Source organism: Microcoleus sp. S13_C5, from assembly GCF_036700845.1.
Classification (GTDB): domain Bacteria; phylum Cyanobacteriota; class Cyanobacteriia; order Cyanobacteriales; family Microcoleaceae; genus Microcoleus.
In genome coordinates, this window is the sequence record NZ_JAUBPR010000121.1 from 1 (window position 1) to 19,259 (window position 19,259).

Below are 19,259 nucleotides of genomic sequence, written 5' to 3' on the forward strand. Positions count from 1 at the left end.
AGACTGTGGCCACTGACAAATGAACCGATAGCCAATCGCTGTTTTAAAAACTTAGATGAATTAGAAGCAGTTTTATTCGAGCGGTGTCGAAAACTGTTAAATCTCAAATCGCTAATTAGCGGCTTGACCCATTTCTATTGGTGGCCGGAGGCAAAAGTTTAATCATGGTCAATCGACCGGACATGATATAACTTCCAAAACTCAACTAGATGCTTACGAATCTTTGGGAGTACCTGAAATCTGGCGCTATGAAAATAAAAAGCTTCAGATTAATGTGCTTCAAGATGGGAAATATGTTGAATCTGAAATTAGTCCTACTTTTCCCCATCTGCCAATTATTGAAGCTATCTCTCAATATTGCGAACAAAGCCAAACAGCGGGGACGAGTCAAACTCTCAGATTGTTTCGCAAGTGGGTTAAAGACCAAATACAAAATTGATATGAAATCCGTAGTCCACGCACTGGCTGCCAGAAATCTGGCTTATTTACGATCGCCAAAAAGCCATTTTCTCACAGCAAGCCTCCTAATTCCGTTGTATTTTTAATTTCGCTTTTGGGAAATAGAGAGAGAGTAAGGGTGTTGACCTTGAGCTCGATCGCCCACAAAAATAACATAAGTCCCCTTGTCCCCATAACCGGAAAATTCTACATTCCCCGCAGCAGCATTCGGCGGCAGGACGCAGAAACGCCCCCTCGGCCCCTGAATCATCAAACTTGGAGCTCCAGCGGTTTGTACTGCAATCCGCCAGTAAGGCAAATCCTGCGTTACTTCGATGACGTGGTTCGGTCCTTGGGAGACAAAACCGCAGTCGCCACTATTGTTCGGGCCGCCGGAAACTCCAGAAACTCGCAGCGGTTCGGGAAATCCCGGAGCAATTTGTAGCGGTTGGCTCCGAAGGGCACCGGCATCCGCTAAAATCATTGCCAAGGCTAGGGTCACAATCGGGCTAAACCACAGTTTGCCGCGATCGCCCGGATAATTGATATTCATGTTTCCTCACACAATGACATTTGGTTCTAGTTCTTTGACGGTAGGGGATAATGGCGGTTCCAAACACATTAATCTAAAATAACTTCCGAATTTTTTTATGAATCCTCAAAATAACTTCAATTGGCAGCAAGCGTTCGGAGAACTAAAAGCTAAAGTAGAACGATCGCCACTCATCACACAAAATTCAGACAGCTATCAAGCCGTCGGAACCTTCTACAATCAATTACTGGACAAATTTCAAAGACTCCCCAAACCGGGGCAGGTGGCAGCCTTTGCCGTCGGAGCGATAATTGTCCTGACAGTCTTCAATAGCGTCGTACAGCTAATTTCAGCGCTGATGACTCTTGCCGTTCTCGGAGTGCTAATCTACATAGCGTATAAATTGGCAATTTCCCCCCAGTCCTCAAATACTAACGACAAATAATAGGAATTTCTAAATATGGCTAACCCCACCGCGCCCAGCGGCATCAATCAACCCGATCCGTCTTGGCAAACACAATCCAAGCAAATGCCACTGCTGGTTCGCAGGTGCGGCGCTTGGGCCGTGGAAATTTCGTTAATTGCGGCCAGCGCCCTCGTTCCCTTCAGTATCGGGGCATTGGTCAACAAGGAATCTCAAACCGTACCGCTCAATTCCTCCATAGCAGCAGCATCCGAAACCGTCGCCCGTACTTTGGGCATACCCGTGCGCGATCGCAGCCCCAGAGTCGCACCCCTAACTAATCTATTCTGGTCAGGGGCGCTGCTGGCACCGGCAGTTTTAGCGGGGTGGCAACTGTTTTTGCTCGCCAGAACCGGTCAAACTCTCCCCAAACGCTGGTTCGGGGTCAAAGTTGTCACAGCGTCGGGTACTCCTCCGGGTTTTGGGCAAGTGCTAATTCGCGAAAGTTTGGGGCGCTGGGGAGTGCCTCTGGGCGTCGCTTACGGTATTTGGCGCTTGAGTGGTGCGTTTCCAGATTTGCTGATTTTAGGGGGGCTGAGCGGCTTGGCAGTGCTCGCAGACGGCGCTTTGGCATTGCGCTACAAACGGCAATCCGGACACGATCGCCTCGCGAATACTTTGGTCGTCAATGCTCGATCGAATCAACTGTCTGACAATCCTGTCAAGAGTCAAGATTGGACTGAGGAAGACGCGCAGATTGCGGCTTTGGTTGTGACTCCACAAAGCGGCCTGAAAGCAAATGCCAGTTTGTGGAATTGGATGCGCCAACACCCAGGCACAACTTTAGTGATAGTTACCATCGGCAGCGCGGGATTGATTTTAACTTTGTTTGTCGGCACTCTCATCTACACTCAAAGTCAAGCAAATTTGCGGGATTCCCGGCAGCGGAACGACGAATTATTTGTGGCTTTAGTCAGCAAATTGTCTCCCACATCGGCTAGCGGGGCATCGGGCAGGCGATCGGCTATTTTGGCTTTGGGGGCCGTGGAAGACTCTCGCGCCGTACCTCTGCTAGCGGATTTGCTAGCTCAAGAAGACAACCGCGCCATGTTGGACGCGATCCAGCAAGCTTTAGTCAGTAGCGGGCCGAAAGCTTTGCCTGAGTTGCAGCGGTTGAATCAAGCCCTCAGCAACGATCTCGATTCCCTGCGCTTTGGCGGCAAGGCCCCGGAACGCGAGTTAGCGGCCGCCCGCCAGCGAACAGTACAAAGGGCGATCGGCAAAATTCTCACAGTGTATAGCAGCCAGCTCAACGGCGCGGATCTCAGCCGCACGGATTTAGCTCAAAGTCCTGCCGGCCCGTCTCAGTTTACTTTAGTTTTAAACAAAGTTGACTTGTCGGGAATTAAGCTGAAAAATGCCAATTTAACCAATGCCAGCTTGCAGGGAGCTCGCTTTTACGGCACCGGCGAAGACAGGCGTCCGGGTACATTTGACGATTGGATTTCTGACTTGAGCGGCGCTAATTTGGAAGGAGTAAATTTGGTCGGGGCGTCTTTGAACAGTGCTGTAATGAACCGCACTACTTTTGTGCGCGCTGTCATGAACAAAGCTAATTTGTCAAACTGCAATTTGAATTCAGCTAATTTCAGCAGTGCTATTTTAATTGGAGCTAATTTACAGGAAGCACTGTTAAAAAATGCAAGTTTTACCGGAGCAGATATAGGAAGCGCGAATTTGTCGCGAGCGGATTTATCAGGTGCGCGTTTGGCCAAAGTGAAGGCTCAAGGCGCTCAGTTGTCCTTGACAAATTTGTCTAAATCGGAATGGCAAGGTGCTGATTTGTCCGGTGCTGATTTGAGCGGTGCAAACTTACAAAATGCCGATTTGACTTCGACTAAACTCGCAAACGTGAATTTAAAAGATGCTCGGCTGCAAGATGCTAATTTTCGGAATGCGGAGGTGAGTTCAGTTGATTTTAGGGGCGCAAATTTAGCGGGAGCGAATTTTAAAGGCGCTGTGTTTCTGGGGAAGGCAGCTTCGGATCAATTTATTCAAAGTCCGACTGGTAGTAAATCCGGTCGATTCCTAGGAGTTGATTTTGCGGAGGCTAAGAATTTAGATAAAAGTCAAATTGCTTACATTTGTTTGCAGGGGGGGATTCATCCGAAGTGCCCGCAGAAGAAGTAAGGATTGGTTGTGAGCTAGTAGGCTAATACAGTTGAGCAAAGAACTGGTAGGGTAAAATTATGAGCGTTAAGCGAATCATTTATCTCATCCTAGCAATTCTGTGGCTTGTGCTGCCTTGGTACTATAACTTGCAGTTTTTTAGCAATGCTGGCTTGCTCGACTTTGTAAACGAGAGTTCGGCTAATCTTGCTGCGAAATCGGTAAGTTTAGATTTGTTTATCGCAACTGTAGCAGGAAGCACTTGGATGTACGCTGAGTCAAAACGATTGGATATAAGTTTTGTAGGGCTGTACATAATTCTGGGTTTGCTTGTTTCGTTTTCCTGTGCTTTCCCGCTTTTCTTGTTTGTGCGGGAAACCAAGCTGGAAAAATCAAGTGAAGTCTCAAGTTGAAAAGTTGCTTAACAGGTTAGTGCCGCGCAGCACAATAATTCGGTGCAGGCGATCGAGGTATTGTATAATTTCCGGTAAAATCACCGTTATAGGTTTGTAGTGACGACGGAAGTCCTCAGAATTTTATCAGGATTAAAGTCGTCATTACAAACCAACGTGATTGTTGTCGCTTGAGGGGAGCTAATATTAATAGCAATTTTACTCCTTTCTTGCTAAAAACAGTTGTGTTGAGTTTCGTTCCCAGAGCCAAACCAACTATTGCATTGTTTATTGAAATTGCTATTACGCAATAGCATCCGAACTGGCAAGAGTCTCGAATTGCGCCAATAGCATTGCATCACCATTATTTGGAGTTCCAAAAATTTTAGGTAACTGACCTGTTTCAGCGAGAACTTGTCTCACTTCTCGGTTAGATACATCGGCTAAATTTTTGTTATTTAGAAGGGCATTAACCGTAGCGATACCCACACCTTGACCAACTGCGGCGTTGAATTCAACAATTCTGCCGACAGAACAGGCAAACCCTTCAAATCCAGAACACGGACTGACCACTGCCAGGTTAGGAACATTTTTAATTAATGCGTGGCGGATGCCAACATTAAAGATAGGGTGTTTAAAACTCAGACTTTTAAACCATCCTAGACGAGTTGCTTTGTCGCGAATACCCGGGATGCCTCCCCGTACATCAAAATGATAGCTAAATGTTGCCAGGGCTTCATTAGCAGGTACGCCACCTAACAGCATTTGTGCGCCAGTTAAAGGTTCTACAACTCCCGTCACATTGCCAGCGTGTCTGATATAAAGTTCTGAGGCATAAGTAACAGAAGTAGCCCCCAAACTTTTCAGCCAAGTTGTAACAAATAACATCTCTCTTTGCATATTAGCCGTGGGTTTGCTGCCGCTTCTCGCCAAGGCTTCCGCTTCGCTGCTGGTGACTGCAAATAAAAGCGCATTCCACGAAAGTCTGTCATTTGGAAGGATGGCTATATTTCCTTCATCTAAAATTACGCCGCTTTCAGGAAAAGATAGTTTTATTCCTCTAAAGGAGTGGTAAGCTACAGACAGAGCTGGCGAGCGAACATCGATGTAATCGTTGCCCGCCCACAGAGTTTTGAGATTGCCTTGAGTGTCGGTCATTTCCCGCCGGAGTTCTTCTGCTAGTTGGGCATCATTGTCGGCAGCGTACAGCAAAAATTTTTGACTTTCTGCATCGGCCCGGTTTGTGAAGCGTTTTAGATAAATGTAATCGAGTTCTTTCAGTGCTCTTGCACTGAGTCCTTGAGTTTCAAAAACTAGGGTGACTGGAAGTTCTGAGTTAGGCAGACCAAATGTTTCAAATCCCTTCAGCTTTCTCACACCGGCAGCTTGAGCTAATTCGGCATTGACAGTGGCATCAATAAATTGCTTGGCGGCATAAACTACTCCTTTAGAGGTGGTTATACTGGCAATTTTTTGGCCTTCTTTAGTGACTGATTGAATTTCTACTTTGCTGAGGAGATCTGCCCCAGCTTGTACTAGCATTTCTTTCAGCGCTGCACTGGCTTTGCGGGGGTCAAGTGCAATTGCGGTGACACCGGATTTTTGCAGGAACTCTTTATAGATTGTCGCCGGTGAACCAAAGGGATCTAACTTTAAAGATTGTTGAAGTTCTTCACTAATCTGACTTCTATCTAAATAAGCAAGACCGCCTCTTACCAAATGCCCGCCAATTCCTTCTTGCAAGCTTGCTTTAGACATCAGTAGAATTCGCGGATAACGCTTTGTTCGGCGAAGATATTCTCTGGAAGCAGAGATAACAGCTAGAACTCCTGGAACTTCATCACCAAAACAGATGACATCGTAAGAACGCACATCCATGACCATTATTTAATAACCTTTCTTGATTTTCATCTTTTCGTGCTGGATCTCAATGTTTGCCGTCCAACTCTCTGTTTTTCCCAAATCTAGCTCGATCTTTCCTGATTTTTGCGATAAATATTCACACATTTCTGGACGCAGAAACCGGGTTTTTTCCAGAAAATTCTCCGTTGAGGACGATCGATCTCGGTTGAAAAACCCGGTTTCTGAGCGTCTAGAGTCGGTCAGTCTGGTACTCTTGATTACCATCAACTCAGATTATCAGGATCTATCCCCAACTCTCGCAATCGCTGAGCTAGTCGATCGGCGCGCTGCGATTCCTGTTGGGCGCGCAGCGCTGATTCTTTTACCTTTTCTTCAGGAGTCAGATAACGTTGGCCATCGGCATCATACCAATACAACCACTCTCTTGTCACCCCAGAATAATTTCCCCTTTCACAACCAATCCCCAAACCAATTTCTGGCATCCAAACTGGATGTCCTGGCTGTAACTCGTACTTCCCATTGACTAACTTGTGTACTTCTAAACGGGGTTTACGACGGCGGCGGGAAGAATAAATGACGTAATAAACTACGCCTAAAGCTTGATATTCCTCCAACTTTGTGCTGTATTCCTTGCGATAAGTTGGGGAAACAACTTCTAGCACAAAAGTCGGCAGAACATTTTCATCCCACAGCACGTAACTGGGGCGCAATTCTTCGTCGTAAAACCTTTCTACTCCTAAACTTAAGAAAGCATCGGGGACAATGGGCGGTTCGTCAGGGTGATGATAAATACCCATATCTATGCCAAAAAACCAGTCCATGCGTTCTGACCAAACTATGAGCAATATTGCTTTTAACAACCCTGGTATTAGCTCTTGCAGTTCGTTATCCACAGGCGTTTCATCCGAGTCTGGTAGTTCATCGGCGGAGGGCAAGTTCCTCGGCAAGTTGTACTGTAACATTGCGGCTTTCCTCAAAACTCATTAATATTATACCGTTGACTTGTTTGGCGATAGTATTTATTGAACGAACCGCCAAGACGCGAAGGAAAAGAAGAGAATATGATAGGTAATTTTGACTGAGTTAATCTGAATGAATTTTTGTAAAATATTTGCTGAGACTTACGCGATCGACTAAACTATGTCTAACCAGTCGGTTCTAATGGGGAGCAGCCATTAGAGGAAACGGGGAAAGTTCGGTGCAAGTCCGGCGCTGTCCCGCAACTGTAATGAGAGTCATGTCGCTTTCTGAGTCAGGATGCCCGCCGATGTGTTAGTTTACATAGTCTCATCTGCGAGGTTCAGTGTGAAGACCAGAAATCGGAAATTGGTCAGCTTGGGATTGATGGCTGGCTTGAGTTGTTATATTGTCCTGGCATCGGCAACGCCCGCCGCAGCTATGCACATTTCGGAAGGTTTTTTGCCGATGCAATGGGCTGCGTTTTGGTGGATGGTGGCGTTGCCTTTTTTTGCCTTTGGGTTGCGATCGATTACTCGCATTACAAAAGAACACCCGGAACTTAAACTATTGCTGGCTTTGGCGGGTGCGTTTACTTTTGTGCTTTCAGCTTTAAAAATTCCTTCGGTAACGGGCAGTTGTTCTCACCCGACGGGTACCGGTTTGGGTGCAATTTTGTTCGGCCCTTCGGTGATGGCTGTACTGGGGGCTTTAGTTTTGTTGTTTCAAACGTTACTGTTAGCGCATGGTGGCTTGACAACGCTGGGAGCGAATATGTTTTCGATGGCGATTGTCGGCCCTTTCGCTGCGTATTTTATCTATCAATTGCTGTTGCGAACTGGTAGGCAGCGGGCGGCAATTTTTTGTGCGGCGGCTTTGGCAGATTTGCTGACTTATGTGACGACTTCGATTCAATTAGCATTAGCTTTTCCCGCAGCCAGTGGCGGTTTTATGGCTTCGTTTCTAAAGTTTGCTGGCATCTTTGCTATCACTCAAGTACCTCTGGCTATTAGTGAGGGATTGCTGACTCTATTGGTCTGGAATTGGCTGCATTCTTACGGGAAGCAGGAGTTGGAAACTTTGAAATTATTGAGACAGGACTCATAAGCCGTGAATCAAAAACCTACAAAAAATCACCAATCTACTTCCCGGCAAAATTTACTGTTGGCTGGCGCGGTGATTGTTCTGGCAGCGTTTCCTCTCGTTTTTGTGCGGGGTAAATACGGCGGTTCGGATGACCAAGCTAAGAAAGCAATTACCGAAATTCAACCGGGTTATAAACCTTGGTTTAATAATTTGTTTGAGCCCGCTAGTAGCGAAATTTCAAGTCTATTGTTTGCGTCTCAAGCGGCGATGGGGGCTGGCGTAGTTGGGTACGTCCTTGGGTTGTATAAAGGCCGATCGCAATCTCGGCAGCAGTCTGATCGTAAATCGTCGGAATGAACCATCAAATTGATAGTCTGGCTTATACAAATCGCTTGCGGGGGTTGCCGTCATCTCACAAGTTATCCTTTGCGATCGCCCTTTTAATTCTGTCTCTAGTTTCTGGGGCGATCGTCCAATTGTCGATCGCCCTTTGGTTGGCCGTCTGGATCGTCATTTATGCGGGTATTCCGGGGAAACTGTATTTGCGGTTGCTGTCGCTACCGTTGATGTTTTTGCTGACAAGTTTACCTGCTTTGGCGCTGGGTGCGGTTGCGAGCGATCGTATCCCCGCAATTCAGTGGGATATTTGGCAAGGTTGGGGCATTAGCATCGGCACTTTTTATCTGTATGTAAGTCGCACAGGAATATACCAAGTGAGCTTGCTATTTGCCCGCGCCTTCGCATCGACAAGTTGTATGTATTTCATCCTCTTGACGGTTCCATTTACCGAAACCTTGCAAATTCTCAGACAATTACGGTGTCCAGAGTTAGTCACAGAACTGCTATTACTAATGTATCGGTTTATTTTTAGCTTATTGGCGATCGCCGATGAACTTTGGATAGCACAAAACTCTCGCTGTGGCTACCGCACTTGGAAACTGGGAATGAACAGTTTAAGCATTTTAATCGGGCAATTGCTTCAGCGAACTTTGGAAAACTACCGTCAAGTTTCGTTGAGTTTAGCGTCACGCGGCTTTAATGGAGAACTGCGCGTTTGGCATTCTTACCCTTACAAGCCTTCGCGAAGATATATATTTGAAGCTTTGTTTGGGTGTACATTTTTAACTTTGTTAAACGTGCTATTTCAACATTAAATTACTCGTTCCCAGGCTCTGCCTGGTAAGGCAGAACCGGAGGATCTGCCTCCAATTTCCCCTTCGCCACGCGAGGCAGATCCTCTGGAAATCGGTTCCCAGGCAGAGCTTAGGAACCAGTCAAATTCCCTGCCCCCGGACTTAATATATGACTTTTATGAACATAATTAATGAATTTAATGAATTGACTTCAAAAGAAAGCTGTTGAATAATTGTAGTCAACACTTATCTTGTGGAAATCCTATGATAAATAAACGACTCCTCAAAAAAATAGTTTTTTTGTTAATGGCTTCATTAAGCCTATTGTTGGTAACAGTGACTCATGCAGCGGCCCAACAACTACCCTTCTACTGGGATAACATAAACGTCATCATCGACGTTCAGACCAACGGAGATATGTTAGTTACCGAAACGCAAAAATATGTATTTACAGCAGACTACACCAATGAACGATATCGCTATATTCCTTTAGATAAGGTCGATGAAATCAAAGATGTGACCGTTGCTGAAAATAATCAAAAAATCGCCAGTACGACCGGGATTGAAAACAATCAACTTTGGATTCGCTGGCAACATCAATTAAAAGCGCCAGAATCACATACTTTTGTTATCAAATATCGGGTAGTAGGTGGATTGCAGCTAGATGGTCAGGATACTCAAGTTTATTGGAAAGCCATTTCATCAGGTCGCAAAGCCCCCATTAATGCCGCAAAAGTTAGAGTAAAATTACCAGAAGCTTTGTCAGGTAAAGTTTTGTTTTTTAGGAATTTTGGTACGCCAGCCATTCCTCGCAAAGTAGATGCTAAAACATTTGAATTTGTGGCAAGTCAGCCTGTTCAACCGCAGCAAGAATTAGAAGTGCAGATTGCATTTCCCCAGCAAATTCTCAATGTACCTCAACCTCGCTGGCAACAAACTGGCAATCAATCTCAATCTTCTTCGGAAGAACAAGTCTTTTTTGACTCTGAGCCTTTTGGATTTTTATTTATTTGGCTTCTTTGGGTGTCTGTTCCTATTTTAGTGATTGTATTAATGACCACAAATGAAATCAAGAATCGAAGCTGCCCTGAGTGCCAAACACTCAAACTCAAACGGATTTATAAAGTTTTGTTGAAGCCTACATATACCAGTGCAGGAAAGCAGGAAGTTACCTGCAAATGTCGAAACTGCTCTTACCATCACAAGTATGAAGTAGTAATGCCAATCTTGAGCAATGACAGTGATGGCGGTGGCGGTGGTGGTGGTGGTGGTGGTGGTGGTGGTGGTGGTGGTGGTGGTGGCGGTGGCGGTTAATATCAACGGCAGTTACGCATCACAACCAAAGAAACCGGGTTTTTACAGAATATGTGGGCTGTAGCGCGTCTTCTGGGCAAAAAACCTGGTTTCTGAGCACCCGCGCGTCCAGGAATATTGTTGATAATTCCCGTATTCTCGTTAGTTTAGCGGGCCGGATTTGAATAAGGGCGATCGCACTTCCTGCAACAGCTATTACAAATATGACTTTTATGAACTTAATTAATGAATTATATGAATTGACGTGAACAGTAGTTGAGTGAATAATTACAGTATCAAAATACCGAGAAAAAATTATGTATCAAGATACTAACAAGAAAAACAGCCCGCCGCCCATTGTTTTTATTATTGCCATCGGCTTAATTGGGTTTGGCGCCTACAAGTTCCTTCCCGGTTTATTGAATGCCAAAAATTTAACTACACCTACATCTACATCTACACCGACAACGATTGCATCGGGAGCGATCGCCAATCGTATCAGTTTAGGAAATCAGATATTGCTGACATCCTACGCAACACCTGACAAACAAGCAGGAGTTCAAGCTTTTGCTGAGGGAAATTACCAAGCTGCCGCCCAATATTTTCAGAAATCGCTGCAACAAAATCGCAACGACCCGGAAACCCTTATCTATTTGAATAATGCCCGATCCAGCAATGGTTCTTCCTTAAAAATTGCTGTCAGCGTTCCCATTGGTAGCAACCCCAATGTCGCCCAAGAAATCCTGCGGGGTGTCGCCCAAGCTCAGGATGAAATCAATACTAGCGGTGGCATCAATGGCGCAAAACTGCAAGTAGAAATTGTCAACGATGACAACAGCCCCGAAGTGGTCAGAGAAGTTGCAAAAGCATTAACAAAGGAGCAAAACATACTAGCAGTAATTGGACACAACGCTAGCAATGCGTCTCTCGAAGCTGCTCCGATATATCAGCAAGAAAAACTGGTAATGGTGACACCCACTAGCTTTGCCAATAATCTCTCAGGATTTGGCAGCTACATCTTTCGGACAGTACCCAATATTAGCTTAATGGCTGCTCCCTTAGCAGAATATATAGTTAAAACAGAACGCCAAACTAATATTGCCGTTTGTTATGACTCCCAAGCACCGGATAACATATCATTTAAAGATGAATTTGTGGCATCTCTTACTGCTGCTGGAGGCAAATTAGTTCCCACTGTTTGCGACTTTTCATTACCCTCTTTTAATCCCGAAAGTGCGATCGCCGATGCTGTCAGCAAAGGCGCACAAGGATTGATGGTAGCGCCCCACGTCGATCGCATTGACCGTGCGATTTCTCTGGCTCGCATCAATCGAGGCAAATTGCCACTCTACGGCAGCACTACGCTCTACACCTTTCAAACTTTAAAAGACGGACAAAAAAACGTTGACGGGCTTGTTTTGCCCGTTCCCTGGCATCCTGACACTAATCCCGGTAGCCGTTTCCCAGAAAATGCCCGCCAGCGTTGGGGAGGCATTGTGAATTGGCGAACAGCAACGAGTTTTGACGCGACTCAAGCTGTCATCGCTGGCTTGCGACAAAGCAATACGCGGGAAGGATTGCAACAAGCGCTCAGAAATCCGAGTTTTTCGACAGCAGGATCAAGCGAGGATGTGAAGTTTTTGCCCACGGGCGATCGGGCTGGTAAGCCGATTTTAGTACAAGTTAAACAAGGAGGAAGCACTGGCTATAACTTTGTCCCGCTGCGGTAACTTTGTTAAGTGCGATCGCACTAATTATTCTTGTTCCCCGGCTCTGCCAGGGAATGCGTACCCGGATGAAGAGCCTCCAAACAATATCAAAATAAGGAGAAAAAATCATGTATCAAGATACTAACAAAAGAAAAAGTCCGCCACCCATTGTTTTTATAATCATTTTCGGCTTAATTGGGTTTGGCGGATACAAGTTCCTTCCCGGTTTATTCGCATCCAAAAGTTCAGATACACCTACATCGGGAACGAGTCCATCGGGAACGAGTCCATCGGGTGCGATCGCAACTCGCATGAGTTTAGGAAACCAGATATTGCTGACATCGCAAACCACAGCCGAAAAACAAGCAGGCGTTACAGCTTTTGCCAAAGGCGATTACAAAGAAGCTGTTCTAAAATTTCAGGCTTCGCTGCAACAAAATCGCAACGATCCGGAAACGGTAATCTATTTGAATAATGCGAGAGTAAGCGATCGCACTTCTCTGAAAATTGCCGTCAGCGTGCCGAGCGGCAGCAACCCCAACATCGCCCAAGAAATCCTCCGAGGTGTCGCCCAAGCTCAAGATGAAATCAACGCTAGGGGCGGAATTAACGGTGTCGGTTTGCAAGTTGAAATTGTCAATGACAATAACCGTCCAGAAGTTGCCAAAGAAGTTGCAGCAGCATTAGCCAGTGACCAGAAAATTCTAGCGGTAATCGGACACAATGACAGCACTGCGTCTTTAGCTGCCGCTCCAATTTATCAGGAAAAGAAACTGGTGATGGTGACACCTACCAGCAGTACGAATAATTTGTCAGGTTTTGGCAGCTATATTTTTCGGACTGTGCTAAATAGTGGCTCGACGACTGCTCCTTTAGCAGAGTATATCGTCAAACAAGCAGGCAAAGCCAATATTGCCTTCTGCTACGACTCTCAAGCTGCTGGCAGCGCTTCATTTAAGGATGAATTTATTGCCTCTCTTTCAGCATCAGCCGGCAGATTAGTTCCTATTGTCTGCGACTTGTCAGCGCCAACATTTAATCCCTACAATGCCATTGCCGATGCTGTTAGCAAAGGAGCAGAAGGATTGATGCTAGCACCCTACATCGAGCGCCTCGATCGCGCGATCGATCTAGCCCGTGCAAATCAAGGCAAATTGGCGCTTTACGGCAGTTCAACTCTTTACACCTTTCAAACGCTAAAAGACGGGCAAAAAGACATTGACGGGCTTGTTTTGTCTGTTTCCTGGCATCCTGAAACTAATCCCGGCAGCACTTTCCCAAAAAATGCCAGTCAGCGCTGGGGAGGAGTAGTAAATTGGCGAACAGCAACGAGTTTTGACGCAACTCAAGCTGTGATCGCTGGATTGCGGCAAAGCAATACGCGGGAAGGCTTGCAACAAGCACTCAGAAATCCGAATTTCTCGGCAGCGGGATCAAGCGAGGATGTGAAGTTTTTGCCCACAGGCGATCGGGCTGGTAAGCCGATTTTAGTGCAAGTTAAACAAGGTGGAAGCACTGGCTATAACTTTGTCCCGCTGCGGTGAGTTGGTTAAGTGCGATCGGACTCACATCTTGCACATTCTCAATCAGCCTTTCAGGGGCGGGCTCTCCTGCCCGCCCCACAATAAAATTTCCTCTTTGTGGAACAGGCAGCTTGCCTGTTTCTTAGCATGATTAAAATCTAATTTTATGTTAATTAACATGATTATTAAGAGAAAATAAAATGGAAAATTAAAGGAGAGCGTTGTATATAATCGCGCCAGTTGAAACCAAAACCTACAGGGCTGAAGAATATCTAGAAGCTGAAGTCAATTCTCAGAATCGGCATGAATTTATCAATGGGGAGATGGTTCTGATGACGGGCGACACACCGAATCACAATATAGAATTGAAAAGGAAGTCAAAGGCCGACAGGATGCCTAGCCTCTACTCCTCATAAGAATTGTTGCAGATGTCGGATAGCTTTTTTGTCAAATATCCCAAATAGTGGTAATATCCCCGTATATCGATCGGCTCTGATGGAGAACAGCCATCAGACGTAAGGGGGAAAGTTCGGTGCGAATCCGGCGCTGTCCCGCAACTGTAATGAGATCATTGCATCTCTGAGTCAGGATGCCCGCCGATTTGTTTACCTGTTGTTTTTCATCTGCGAGGTATGGATGATGGTGAGTTTATTATTTTTTAAATTATTGGATTGGGGTTTTTTAACCGCAGATATCAGCAGATAAACACAGATGAACGCTGCTGTAATTCGCTCGGGGTTCTGAAGCGTATCTTATTTTAATGAAAAAAAAATGCGAATCGAAGATAGTGTTTGGCAGGGGAGTTTTGGCTACTGGCAAAACTTGTTTATTCACCAGAATATTTTGCAAATCGGACATACTGCTTGGAATGGCTTTTTGCATCAAGGACGAGGCTTGGTTGCTTGCAACATCAATACTCCCATTAACGGTTCTGTGAATTGGAGTGTAGATACTATAAAGTACGAGCTGCAATTTATTTCCCAATTGCACGCAACTGCTTATTTGCAACAACTAGAACTAGAGGAAAACACTGTTTCAAATCTGCTCCAAATCATTGATAGCTACCAGCCCAAGGAAGCAATTATATTTTTGTCGATCGCCAACGGTCAGATTGATATCAATTTGTTGCAAAAGTTGGCAATTTCTCCTGTTGAGTGCTATGAACAAGTATGCAAGCGCTGGGAAGAATTTCAACTCTGCCCTAAATCCTAAAACTTACTAAATTTTCCGAATGTCGCAGCCAAAATCAATCGAAATTTCTAAGGTAACTCGCTACCAAAATGCAGCGCTTAATTACTATTTGGGCCTGACAGATTCGCCCTACCTTCACTACGGCTATTGGGAAACCCTACCTGTGCCCGCTGACGAACTAACGATCGCACGATTGCGCCTCGCTCAGCAAGCTTATACTGTAAAACTGTTGGATGCTATCCCCAAAGGCACTCATACGATACTCGATGTGGGCTGCGGGATTGGCGGAAATGCGGCTTATTTGCTCGATCGAGGTTTTGCAGTCGAAGGGCTCGCACCCGATCCGTTCCAACAACAGCGCTTTCTTAAGTGTACGGGCGATAGGGCAATCTTCCACCTCACGAGGTTTGAAGACTTCAAAGCAACCCATTGCTACGATCTTATTCTCTTTAGCGAAAGTAGCCAGTATATGTCGGCTGTTGATATTGCTAAGGGTGCCGCCAAAATCCTCAATCATGGTGGCTACGTGTTGCTGGCCGATATGCTGCGATCTGATGCTAATTATAAAGAGGGAATGTTCTCTAATTGTCATGTTGTTACGGAACTTCATGCAGCATTAAAGCAGGCTGGATTCAGTTTAGTAAAAAGTGAGGATATTTCGGCCCATATTTTGCCTACCATCGATTTGTATGTCGATACTTTCCGCAGGTATGGACTAAATACAATGATCTATGTTGCCGATTTGATTGCGATCACAGTTCCCCCCGTCCACAAATTCCTGCGCTGGATATTTCGTCGCTGGTTCAAGAAGCTGGTGGTTGAAGGATTGGAGGCGGGCCAACTTTTTGAGCAACATCTCTGTTATGAAATGCAACTTTGGCAGTTGTCAAAATCTGATCGAGGCTGACACAAATACAATGGAAATCGGTAATCGATAATTGGTAATAATTCATCGGTAATCGGTAATTGGAGGCATAGCCTCCGGGTATTTATTCCCAGGTTATGCCTGGGAACAAGGCTATACAAAATAAAAAATAAAAAATAACGAATATGTCTGAATGGATTCTCGAATTCGCTGGCACTTCCTACTCCTATCCCTGCGGTTCGCGAGTAGCAATTCAGGGTTTAAATCTCAAAGTCCCCGCTGGGAAACGGTGCGGGCTGATCGGTCAAAATGGCTGTGGCAAAACTACATTTTTTCTGTTAGCAAATGGCTTATATCAACCGCAACAGGGAATCATTAGCTGGCAAGGTGAACCCTTTCGCTACGATCGCAAATCTTTGATGCAACTGCGCCAACAAATCGGACTCGTATTTCAAAATCCCGAACATCAATTAGTAGCTTCGACGGTAGAAGAAGATATTTCCTATGGATTGTACAATTTAGGCTTGAGAGAATCCGAAATTGCTCAACAGGTACAGCAGGCGATCGACCAATTCGATCTAAGCGAACTCGCCCGCGAACCAATTCACAATCTCAGTTTGGGGCAGAAAAAGCGGGTTTCCATCGCCGATATCATGGTTCTCAAGCCGAAACTGCTGCTGTTAGATGAACCTACCGCCTATCTCGATCCGCGTCACACCCGACAACTGATCGGTTTACTCCAACAAATTCACAACGCCGGAACCACTATTCTTTTAGCAAGTCACGACCTCGATTTCATCTACCGCTGGGCAGATTGGGTGTTTGTGATGGATCGAGGAAAATTGATTTTAGAAGGAACACCGGAAACAGTTTTTGCTCAGCGGGAGGTTTTGGAACAATTGCAGCTTGGGGTACCGCTGGCGATCGAGCTTATGGAGCAAATAAGGGCGATGTTTGCAACAGACGATCGCTCAAAAATCCCCGCTTTCGAGCAATGGCAACAACAAATTTTACAAGCACGTCGGCTGCTTTAACGGAACTTAGACAATTGATAATTGGCGTTGCTGATTCACGGTATGAATCACCTTTGAACGGAAGTTACAAAACTCACCCGACTTGGTTATAGCAATTGCGAAATCTTGAATTCATACCTGTATCCAGCAACGCCCCTGTGGGGGGAAGTTCAGATTACACATTACCAATTATCAAAAATTGATTTAGGAAAAAGGCGATCGCCCCACTGCCAATGGGCACAGTCAGATTGTCAATTCCCAGCTTGGAAACCGATTCCAAAATAGCAGCAACTAAAGCTACAACAGCCGACACAGCCCAAGTTTGCCAAACTGCGCCTTGAACCGCCAGCAAAATCAAACTGCTAACCCCAAAACTCACCAAATACATAGTTGCAGAACCTTCCCAACTCTTCTGAATTCCCCCAACTCGATAAATATGTTTGCCGTATTTCTGGCCGATGACAGCAGCCAATCCGTCGCCCCAAGTCATGACTAAAATGCCCAAAGCAGCGTACTCCTGATGTTGCAGCGGCCAAAACCAAGCTACGAGCACGCTGATACTAACAGCATAGAAAAAAGTCCCCAAACTCTTCCGGTTGATACTGTTAAGACTGGGCAAAATCGGAACTTGGTAAGAAATTAGGGCGATCGCGCCTGCTAAAACCCCCGCCGAAATCCCCACCCAACCGGGTATTTCCAGCCACCAAGCCAGCAAAATCACATTTCCAGTACCGATGTGAACCACCTTCCGCGATACCTCAGCATCGACAGAAGTAAAGCGATTTAACCCCTCAGCTACCAGTAAAATCAAGCCCAGCCAGACTCCCACGAGGGAAATTTGCAGCCACACAGTCGGAATTTCAGAAAATATAGACACGATATTTAGGAAACACTTATTTACATCAGGCACTATTTACTACTTTACAGTCCTGGACGCATAACCTCTATATGTAGGGTGGGTTGTGCATGGAGTCTTACGGCTATAATTGGCGCGTTCAACCACTTTTTACGTAAGTCCTGATACATAAGTATGTCATTGCGACCGAAGGGAAGCAATCGCTTCCATTGATGACAGGTTTGAATTTTGGACGTGGGGCGATCGCAATTTAGGCAAAAAAATGTGCGATCGCCTGTTATAATTTGCAGCATCACCAACTTAAAGTTCCAATAAACTTTATTGCTATGCAGTATGTCTTAATTATTCATGAAGTAGAAAATTATGAAGATTGGAAACAGGTATTTGATAATGCTGAAAGCATCCGAAAAAAAGCTGGAGAGCGCTCCTATCAGGTGTTGAAGTATGACAATGAACCCAACAAAATCGTTCATTTCTCCGCGTGGACATCAACAACAGATGCAAGAGCGTTCTTTGAGTCGCCTGCACTGGTTAAAATTAGAGAGGAAGCGGGAGTTAAAGCTCCTGAATTTATTTATCTAGACCAATTAGAGTCAGGAGTATTGTGAAAGACATATTTGTATAATGTAAGTTGTTAAAACTATGTGGTTAAGTTTTGAGTATGTACGACGGTAGCTACTACCAGCTAATGGCAGAGTACAATTGCTGGATGAACCAAAAGATATATTCTGTCTGCTCGGCAATTCCTGATGAACAGCGCAAACAGGATATGGGTGCATTTTTCAAGTCGATTCATGGCACTTTGAATCACTTACTGTATGGTGACCAAGCATGGATGGGTCGTTTCACTCTTCACCCATTTTCGGGTACCGTTATCGGTCAAGAACTTTATGCTTACTTTGAGGTTTTGAGAGCAGAACGGGAGACAACGGATCGGCAAATTATAGAATGGTCTAGACATCTTAATTCTGACTGGTTGAGTCAACCGTTTGAGTACACAAGCAATGTAGATGGTAAATGCCGCGTGCTACCGACTTGGGTTTTGGTGACACATATGTTCAATCATCAAACTCACCATAGAGGGCAAATTACCACACTACTCAAACAACTTGGCTACGACCCAGGCGTTACAGATATTCCGTGGCTACCCGCTATATCAATCGGATAATTTCTGCTTGTAAAACGACACGCCAGAAGACTCGGCGGTTAACACCTCCTCTTCACTTGCCTCTCGTCCCAGCAGAGGAGGACTGAAGAAAATCAAGAATTTATAGAACCCATTTGAGATCTTTTTAGGGGGTAACTGGAGCAGCAAGTCGTTTGAGCATCAATCTGATAAAACAAAGCTTGAGCTTGGCATTGGCAGCTTCAAGTGTGCGGTCAAAATTTTTGACTAAACTCTTGCAGCGCTCTACCCAAGCATTCGATCTTTCAATCACCCATCTAGCTGCAACCGGAACAAATCCCGATTGTCATGAAAGACTCCTTTTCAGCTTTTGATGGCTTGGTGGAGAGTTCAAACTGGATCTTGGTCATAATTTGAGGATAAATCTGCTCCAATGAGCTCGTCAGTTTTTCAGGATGATAACCATGATCTAGCAAGATGGTAATCTTCGGCAGTTCCAGCGGTTTAGATTTGAAGTAATCGATATTTTGGGTCAGCATTTCAATCAACCCCGAGGGTCATCAGATACGCTGGCTTTGGTGCAATGGGTAAAGAAGGGGAAGCCCAATATATCAACTGCTAGATGTCTTTTAACAATACTCCGGACAGTTTTTAAAGAGGGATGCGATGCCTTCGGCAAGCAACGCTTACGCAATACAGCAGAGAAGTGA

The 19,259-nt window shown here is 45.3% G+C and carries 19 protein-coding genes, 1 pseudogene and 2 riboswitches; of the genes and pseudogenes, 15 read left to right on the forward strand and 5 right to left on the reverse strand.

Annotation, left to right across the window (positions count from 1 at the left end):
* Window positions 1–162, forward strand: a pseudogene (locus tag QUA04_RS23740) (IS630 family transposase); the annotation flags it as partial.
* 379 nt (window positions 163–541) lie between these two features.
* Here QUA04_RS23740 and QUA04_RS23745 read toward each other — a convergent pair.
* Window positions 542–991, reverse strand: coding sequence for a hypothetical protein (locus tag QUA04_RS23745; protein ID WP_333261558.1), 450 nt, complete (start codon window positions 989–991; stop codon window positions 542–544).
* A 97-nt stretch (window positions 992–1,088) separates the two neighbouring features.
* On the opposite strand from QUA04_RS23745, the gene QUA04_RS23750 reads away from it, so the two are divergent.
* Genes QUA04_RS23750 through QUA04_RS23760 form a run of 3 tightly spaced genes read left to right on the forward strand, consistent with a single transcriptional unit; the run spans window position 1,089 to window position 3,955 of the window.
* Window positions 1,089–1,415 carry a hypothetical protein gene (locus QUA04_RS23750; protein ID WP_333077325.1) on the forward strand — a complete coding sequence of 109 codons (327 nt, stop codon included), beginning with the start codon at window positions 1,089–1,091 and terminating at the stop codon, window positions 1,413–1,415.
* Window positions 1,416–1,430: 15 nt separating this feature from the next.
* Window positions 1,431–3,563 carry a pentapeptide repeat-containing protein gene (locus QUA04_RS23755; protein ID WP_333261561.1) on the forward strand — a complete coding sequence of 711 codons (2,133 nt, stop codon included), beginning with the start codon at window positions 1,431–1,433 and terminating at the stop codon, window positions 3,561–3,563.
* Between the two features lie 59 nt (window positions 3,564–3,622).
* Window positions 3,623–3,955, forward strand: a complete 333-nt coding sequence (locus tag QUA04_RS23760; RefSeq protein WP_333261564.1) for a DUF2834 domain-containing protein — start codon at window positions 3,623–3,625, stop codon at window positions 3,953–3,955.
* A 282-nt stretch (window positions 3,956–4,237) separates the two neighbouring features.
* Here QUA04_RS23760 and QUA04_RS23765 read toward each other — a convergent pair whose 3' ends face one another.
* Both QUA04_RS23765 and QUA04_RS23770 read right to left on the reverse strand, forming a co-directional pair.
* Window positions 4,238–5,818, reverse strand: coding sequence for an FAD-dependent oxidoreductase (locus QUA04_RS23765; RefSeq protein WP_445242356.1), 1,581 nt, complete (start codon window positions 5,816–5,818; stop codon window positions 4,238–4,240).
* 242 nt (window positions 5,819–6,060) lie between these two features.
* On the reverse strand, window positions 6,061–6,759 hold the full coding sequence (locus QUA04_RS23770; protein ID WP_333261569.1) for a Uma2 family endonuclease: 699 nt from the start codon (window positions 6,757–6,759) through the stop codon (window positions 6,061–6,063).
* Window positions 6,760–6,933: 174 nt separating this feature from the next.
* Window positions 6,934–7,080, forward strand: a riboswitch (cobalamin riboswitch).
* 61 nt (window positions 7,081–7,141) lie between these two features.
* On the opposite strand from QUA04_RS23770, the gene QUA04_RS23775 reads away from it, so the two are divergent.
* From QUA04_RS23775 to QUA04_RS23815, 9 genes are all read left to right on the forward strand, one after another.
* Entirely contained in the window at window positions 7,142–7,861 is a 720-nt protein-coding gene (locus QUA04_RS23775; RefSeq protein WP_333261601.1) for an energy-coupling factor ABC transporter permease, read from the forward strand.
* A 3-nt stretch (window positions 7,862–7,864) separates the two neighbouring features.
* Window positions 7,865–8,197 carry an energy-coupling factor ABC transporter substrate-binding protein gene (locus QUA04_RS23780; protein ID WP_333261572.1) on the forward strand — a complete coding sequence of 111 codons (333 nt, stop codon included), beginning with the start codon at window positions 7,865–7,867 and terminating at the stop codon, window positions 8,195–8,197.
* On the forward strand, window positions 8,194–8,994 hold the full coding sequence (gene cbiQ / locus QUA04_RS23785; protein ID WP_333261575.1) for a cobalt ECF transporter T component CbiQ: 801 nt from the start codon (window positions 8,194–8,196) through the stop codon (window positions 8,992–8,994). Before QUA04_RS23780 ends, cbiQ begins: the two co-directional genes overlap by 4 nt.
* A 243-nt stretch (window positions 8,995–9,237) precedes the next feature.
* Window positions 9,238–10,287, forward strand: a complete 1,050-nt coding sequence (locus QUA04_RS23790; protein ID WP_333261579.1) for a DUF2207 domain-containing protein — start codon at window positions 9,238–9,240, stop codon at window positions 10,285–10,287.
* Between the two features lie 296 nt (window positions 10,288–10,583).
* Window positions 10,584–11,996, forward strand: a complete 1,413-nt coding sequence (locus QUA04_RS23795) for an ABC transporter substrate-binding protein (protein ID WP_333261582.1) — start codon at window positions 10,584–10,586, stop codon at window positions 11,994–11,996.
* 107 nt (window positions 11,997–12,103) lie between these two features.
* Window positions 12,104–13,519 (forward strand): ABC transporter substrate-binding protein, encoded by a 1,416-nt coding sequence (locus tag QUA04_RS23800; RefSeq protein WP_333261585.1) that lies wholly within the window; start codon window positions 12,104–12,106, stop codon window positions 13,517–13,519.
* Window positions 13,520–13,968: 449 nt separating this feature from the next.
* Window positions 13,969–14,113, forward strand: a riboswitch (cobalamin riboswitch).
* A 156-nt stretch (window positions 14,114–14,269) separates the two neighbouring features.
* Window positions 14,270–14,710 (forward strand): hypothetical protein, encoded by a 441-nt coding sequence (locus QUA04_RS23805; protein WP_333261587.1) that lies wholly within the window; start codon window positions 14,270–14,272, stop codon window positions 14,708–14,710.
* Between the two features lie 19 nt (window positions 14,711–14,729).
* A complete protein-coding gene (locus tag QUA04_RS23810) occupies window positions 14,730–15,596 on the forward strand; it encodes a methyltransferase domain-containing protein (RefSeq protein ID WP_333261590.1) in 867 nt (288 codons plus the stop codon).
* Window positions 15,597–15,739: 143 nt separating this feature from the next.
* On the forward strand, window positions 15,740–16,588 hold the full coding sequence (locus QUA04_RS23815; protein ID WP_333261593.1) for an ABC transporter ATP-binding protein: 849 nt from the start codon (window positions 15,740–15,742) through the stop codon (window positions 16,586–16,588).
* 154 nt (window positions 16,589–16,742) lie between these two features.
* On the opposite strand, the gene QUA04_RS23820 is transcribed toward QUA04_RS23815, so the two are convergent.
* Window positions 16,743–17,444, reverse strand: coding sequence for a diacylglycerol/polyprenol kinase family protein (locus QUA04_RS23820; RefSeq protein WP_445242357.1), 702 nt, complete (start codon window positions 17,442–17,444; stop codon window positions 16,743–16,745).
* Between the two features lie 305 nt (window positions 17,445–17,749).
* Here QUA04_RS23820 and QUA04_RS23825 point away from each other — a divergent pair, with 305 nt between their 5' ends.
* Both QUA04_RS23825 and QUA04_RS23830 read left to right on the forward strand, forming a co-directional pair.
* The gene (locus QUA04_RS23825; RefSeq protein WP_333261595.1) at window positions 17,750–18,031 is read left to right on the forward strand and encodes an antibiotic biosynthesis monooxygenase; all 282 of its coding nucleotides are present in this window, start codon (window positions 17,750–17,752) and stop codon (window positions 18,029–18,031) included.
* Window positions 18,032–18,084: 53 nt separating this feature from the next.
* Window positions 18,085–18,591 (forward strand): DinB family protein, encoded by a 507-nt coding sequence (locus tag QUA04_RS23830; protein WP_333261598.1) that lies wholly within the window; start codon window positions 18,085–18,087, stop codon window positions 18,589–18,591.
* A gap of 275 nt (window positions 18,592–18,866) precedes the next feature.
* Here the strand turns inward: QUA04_RS23830 and QUA04_RS23835 are convergent, their stop codons facing one another.
* The gene (locus tag QUA04_RS23835; protein WP_333050860.1) at window positions 18,867–19,088 is read right to left on the reverse strand and encodes a hypothetical protein; all 222 of its coding nucleotides are present in this window, start codon (window positions 19,086–19,088) and stop codon (window positions 18,867–18,869) included.
* Between the last annotated feature and the right edge of the window lie 171 nt (window positions 19,089–19,259).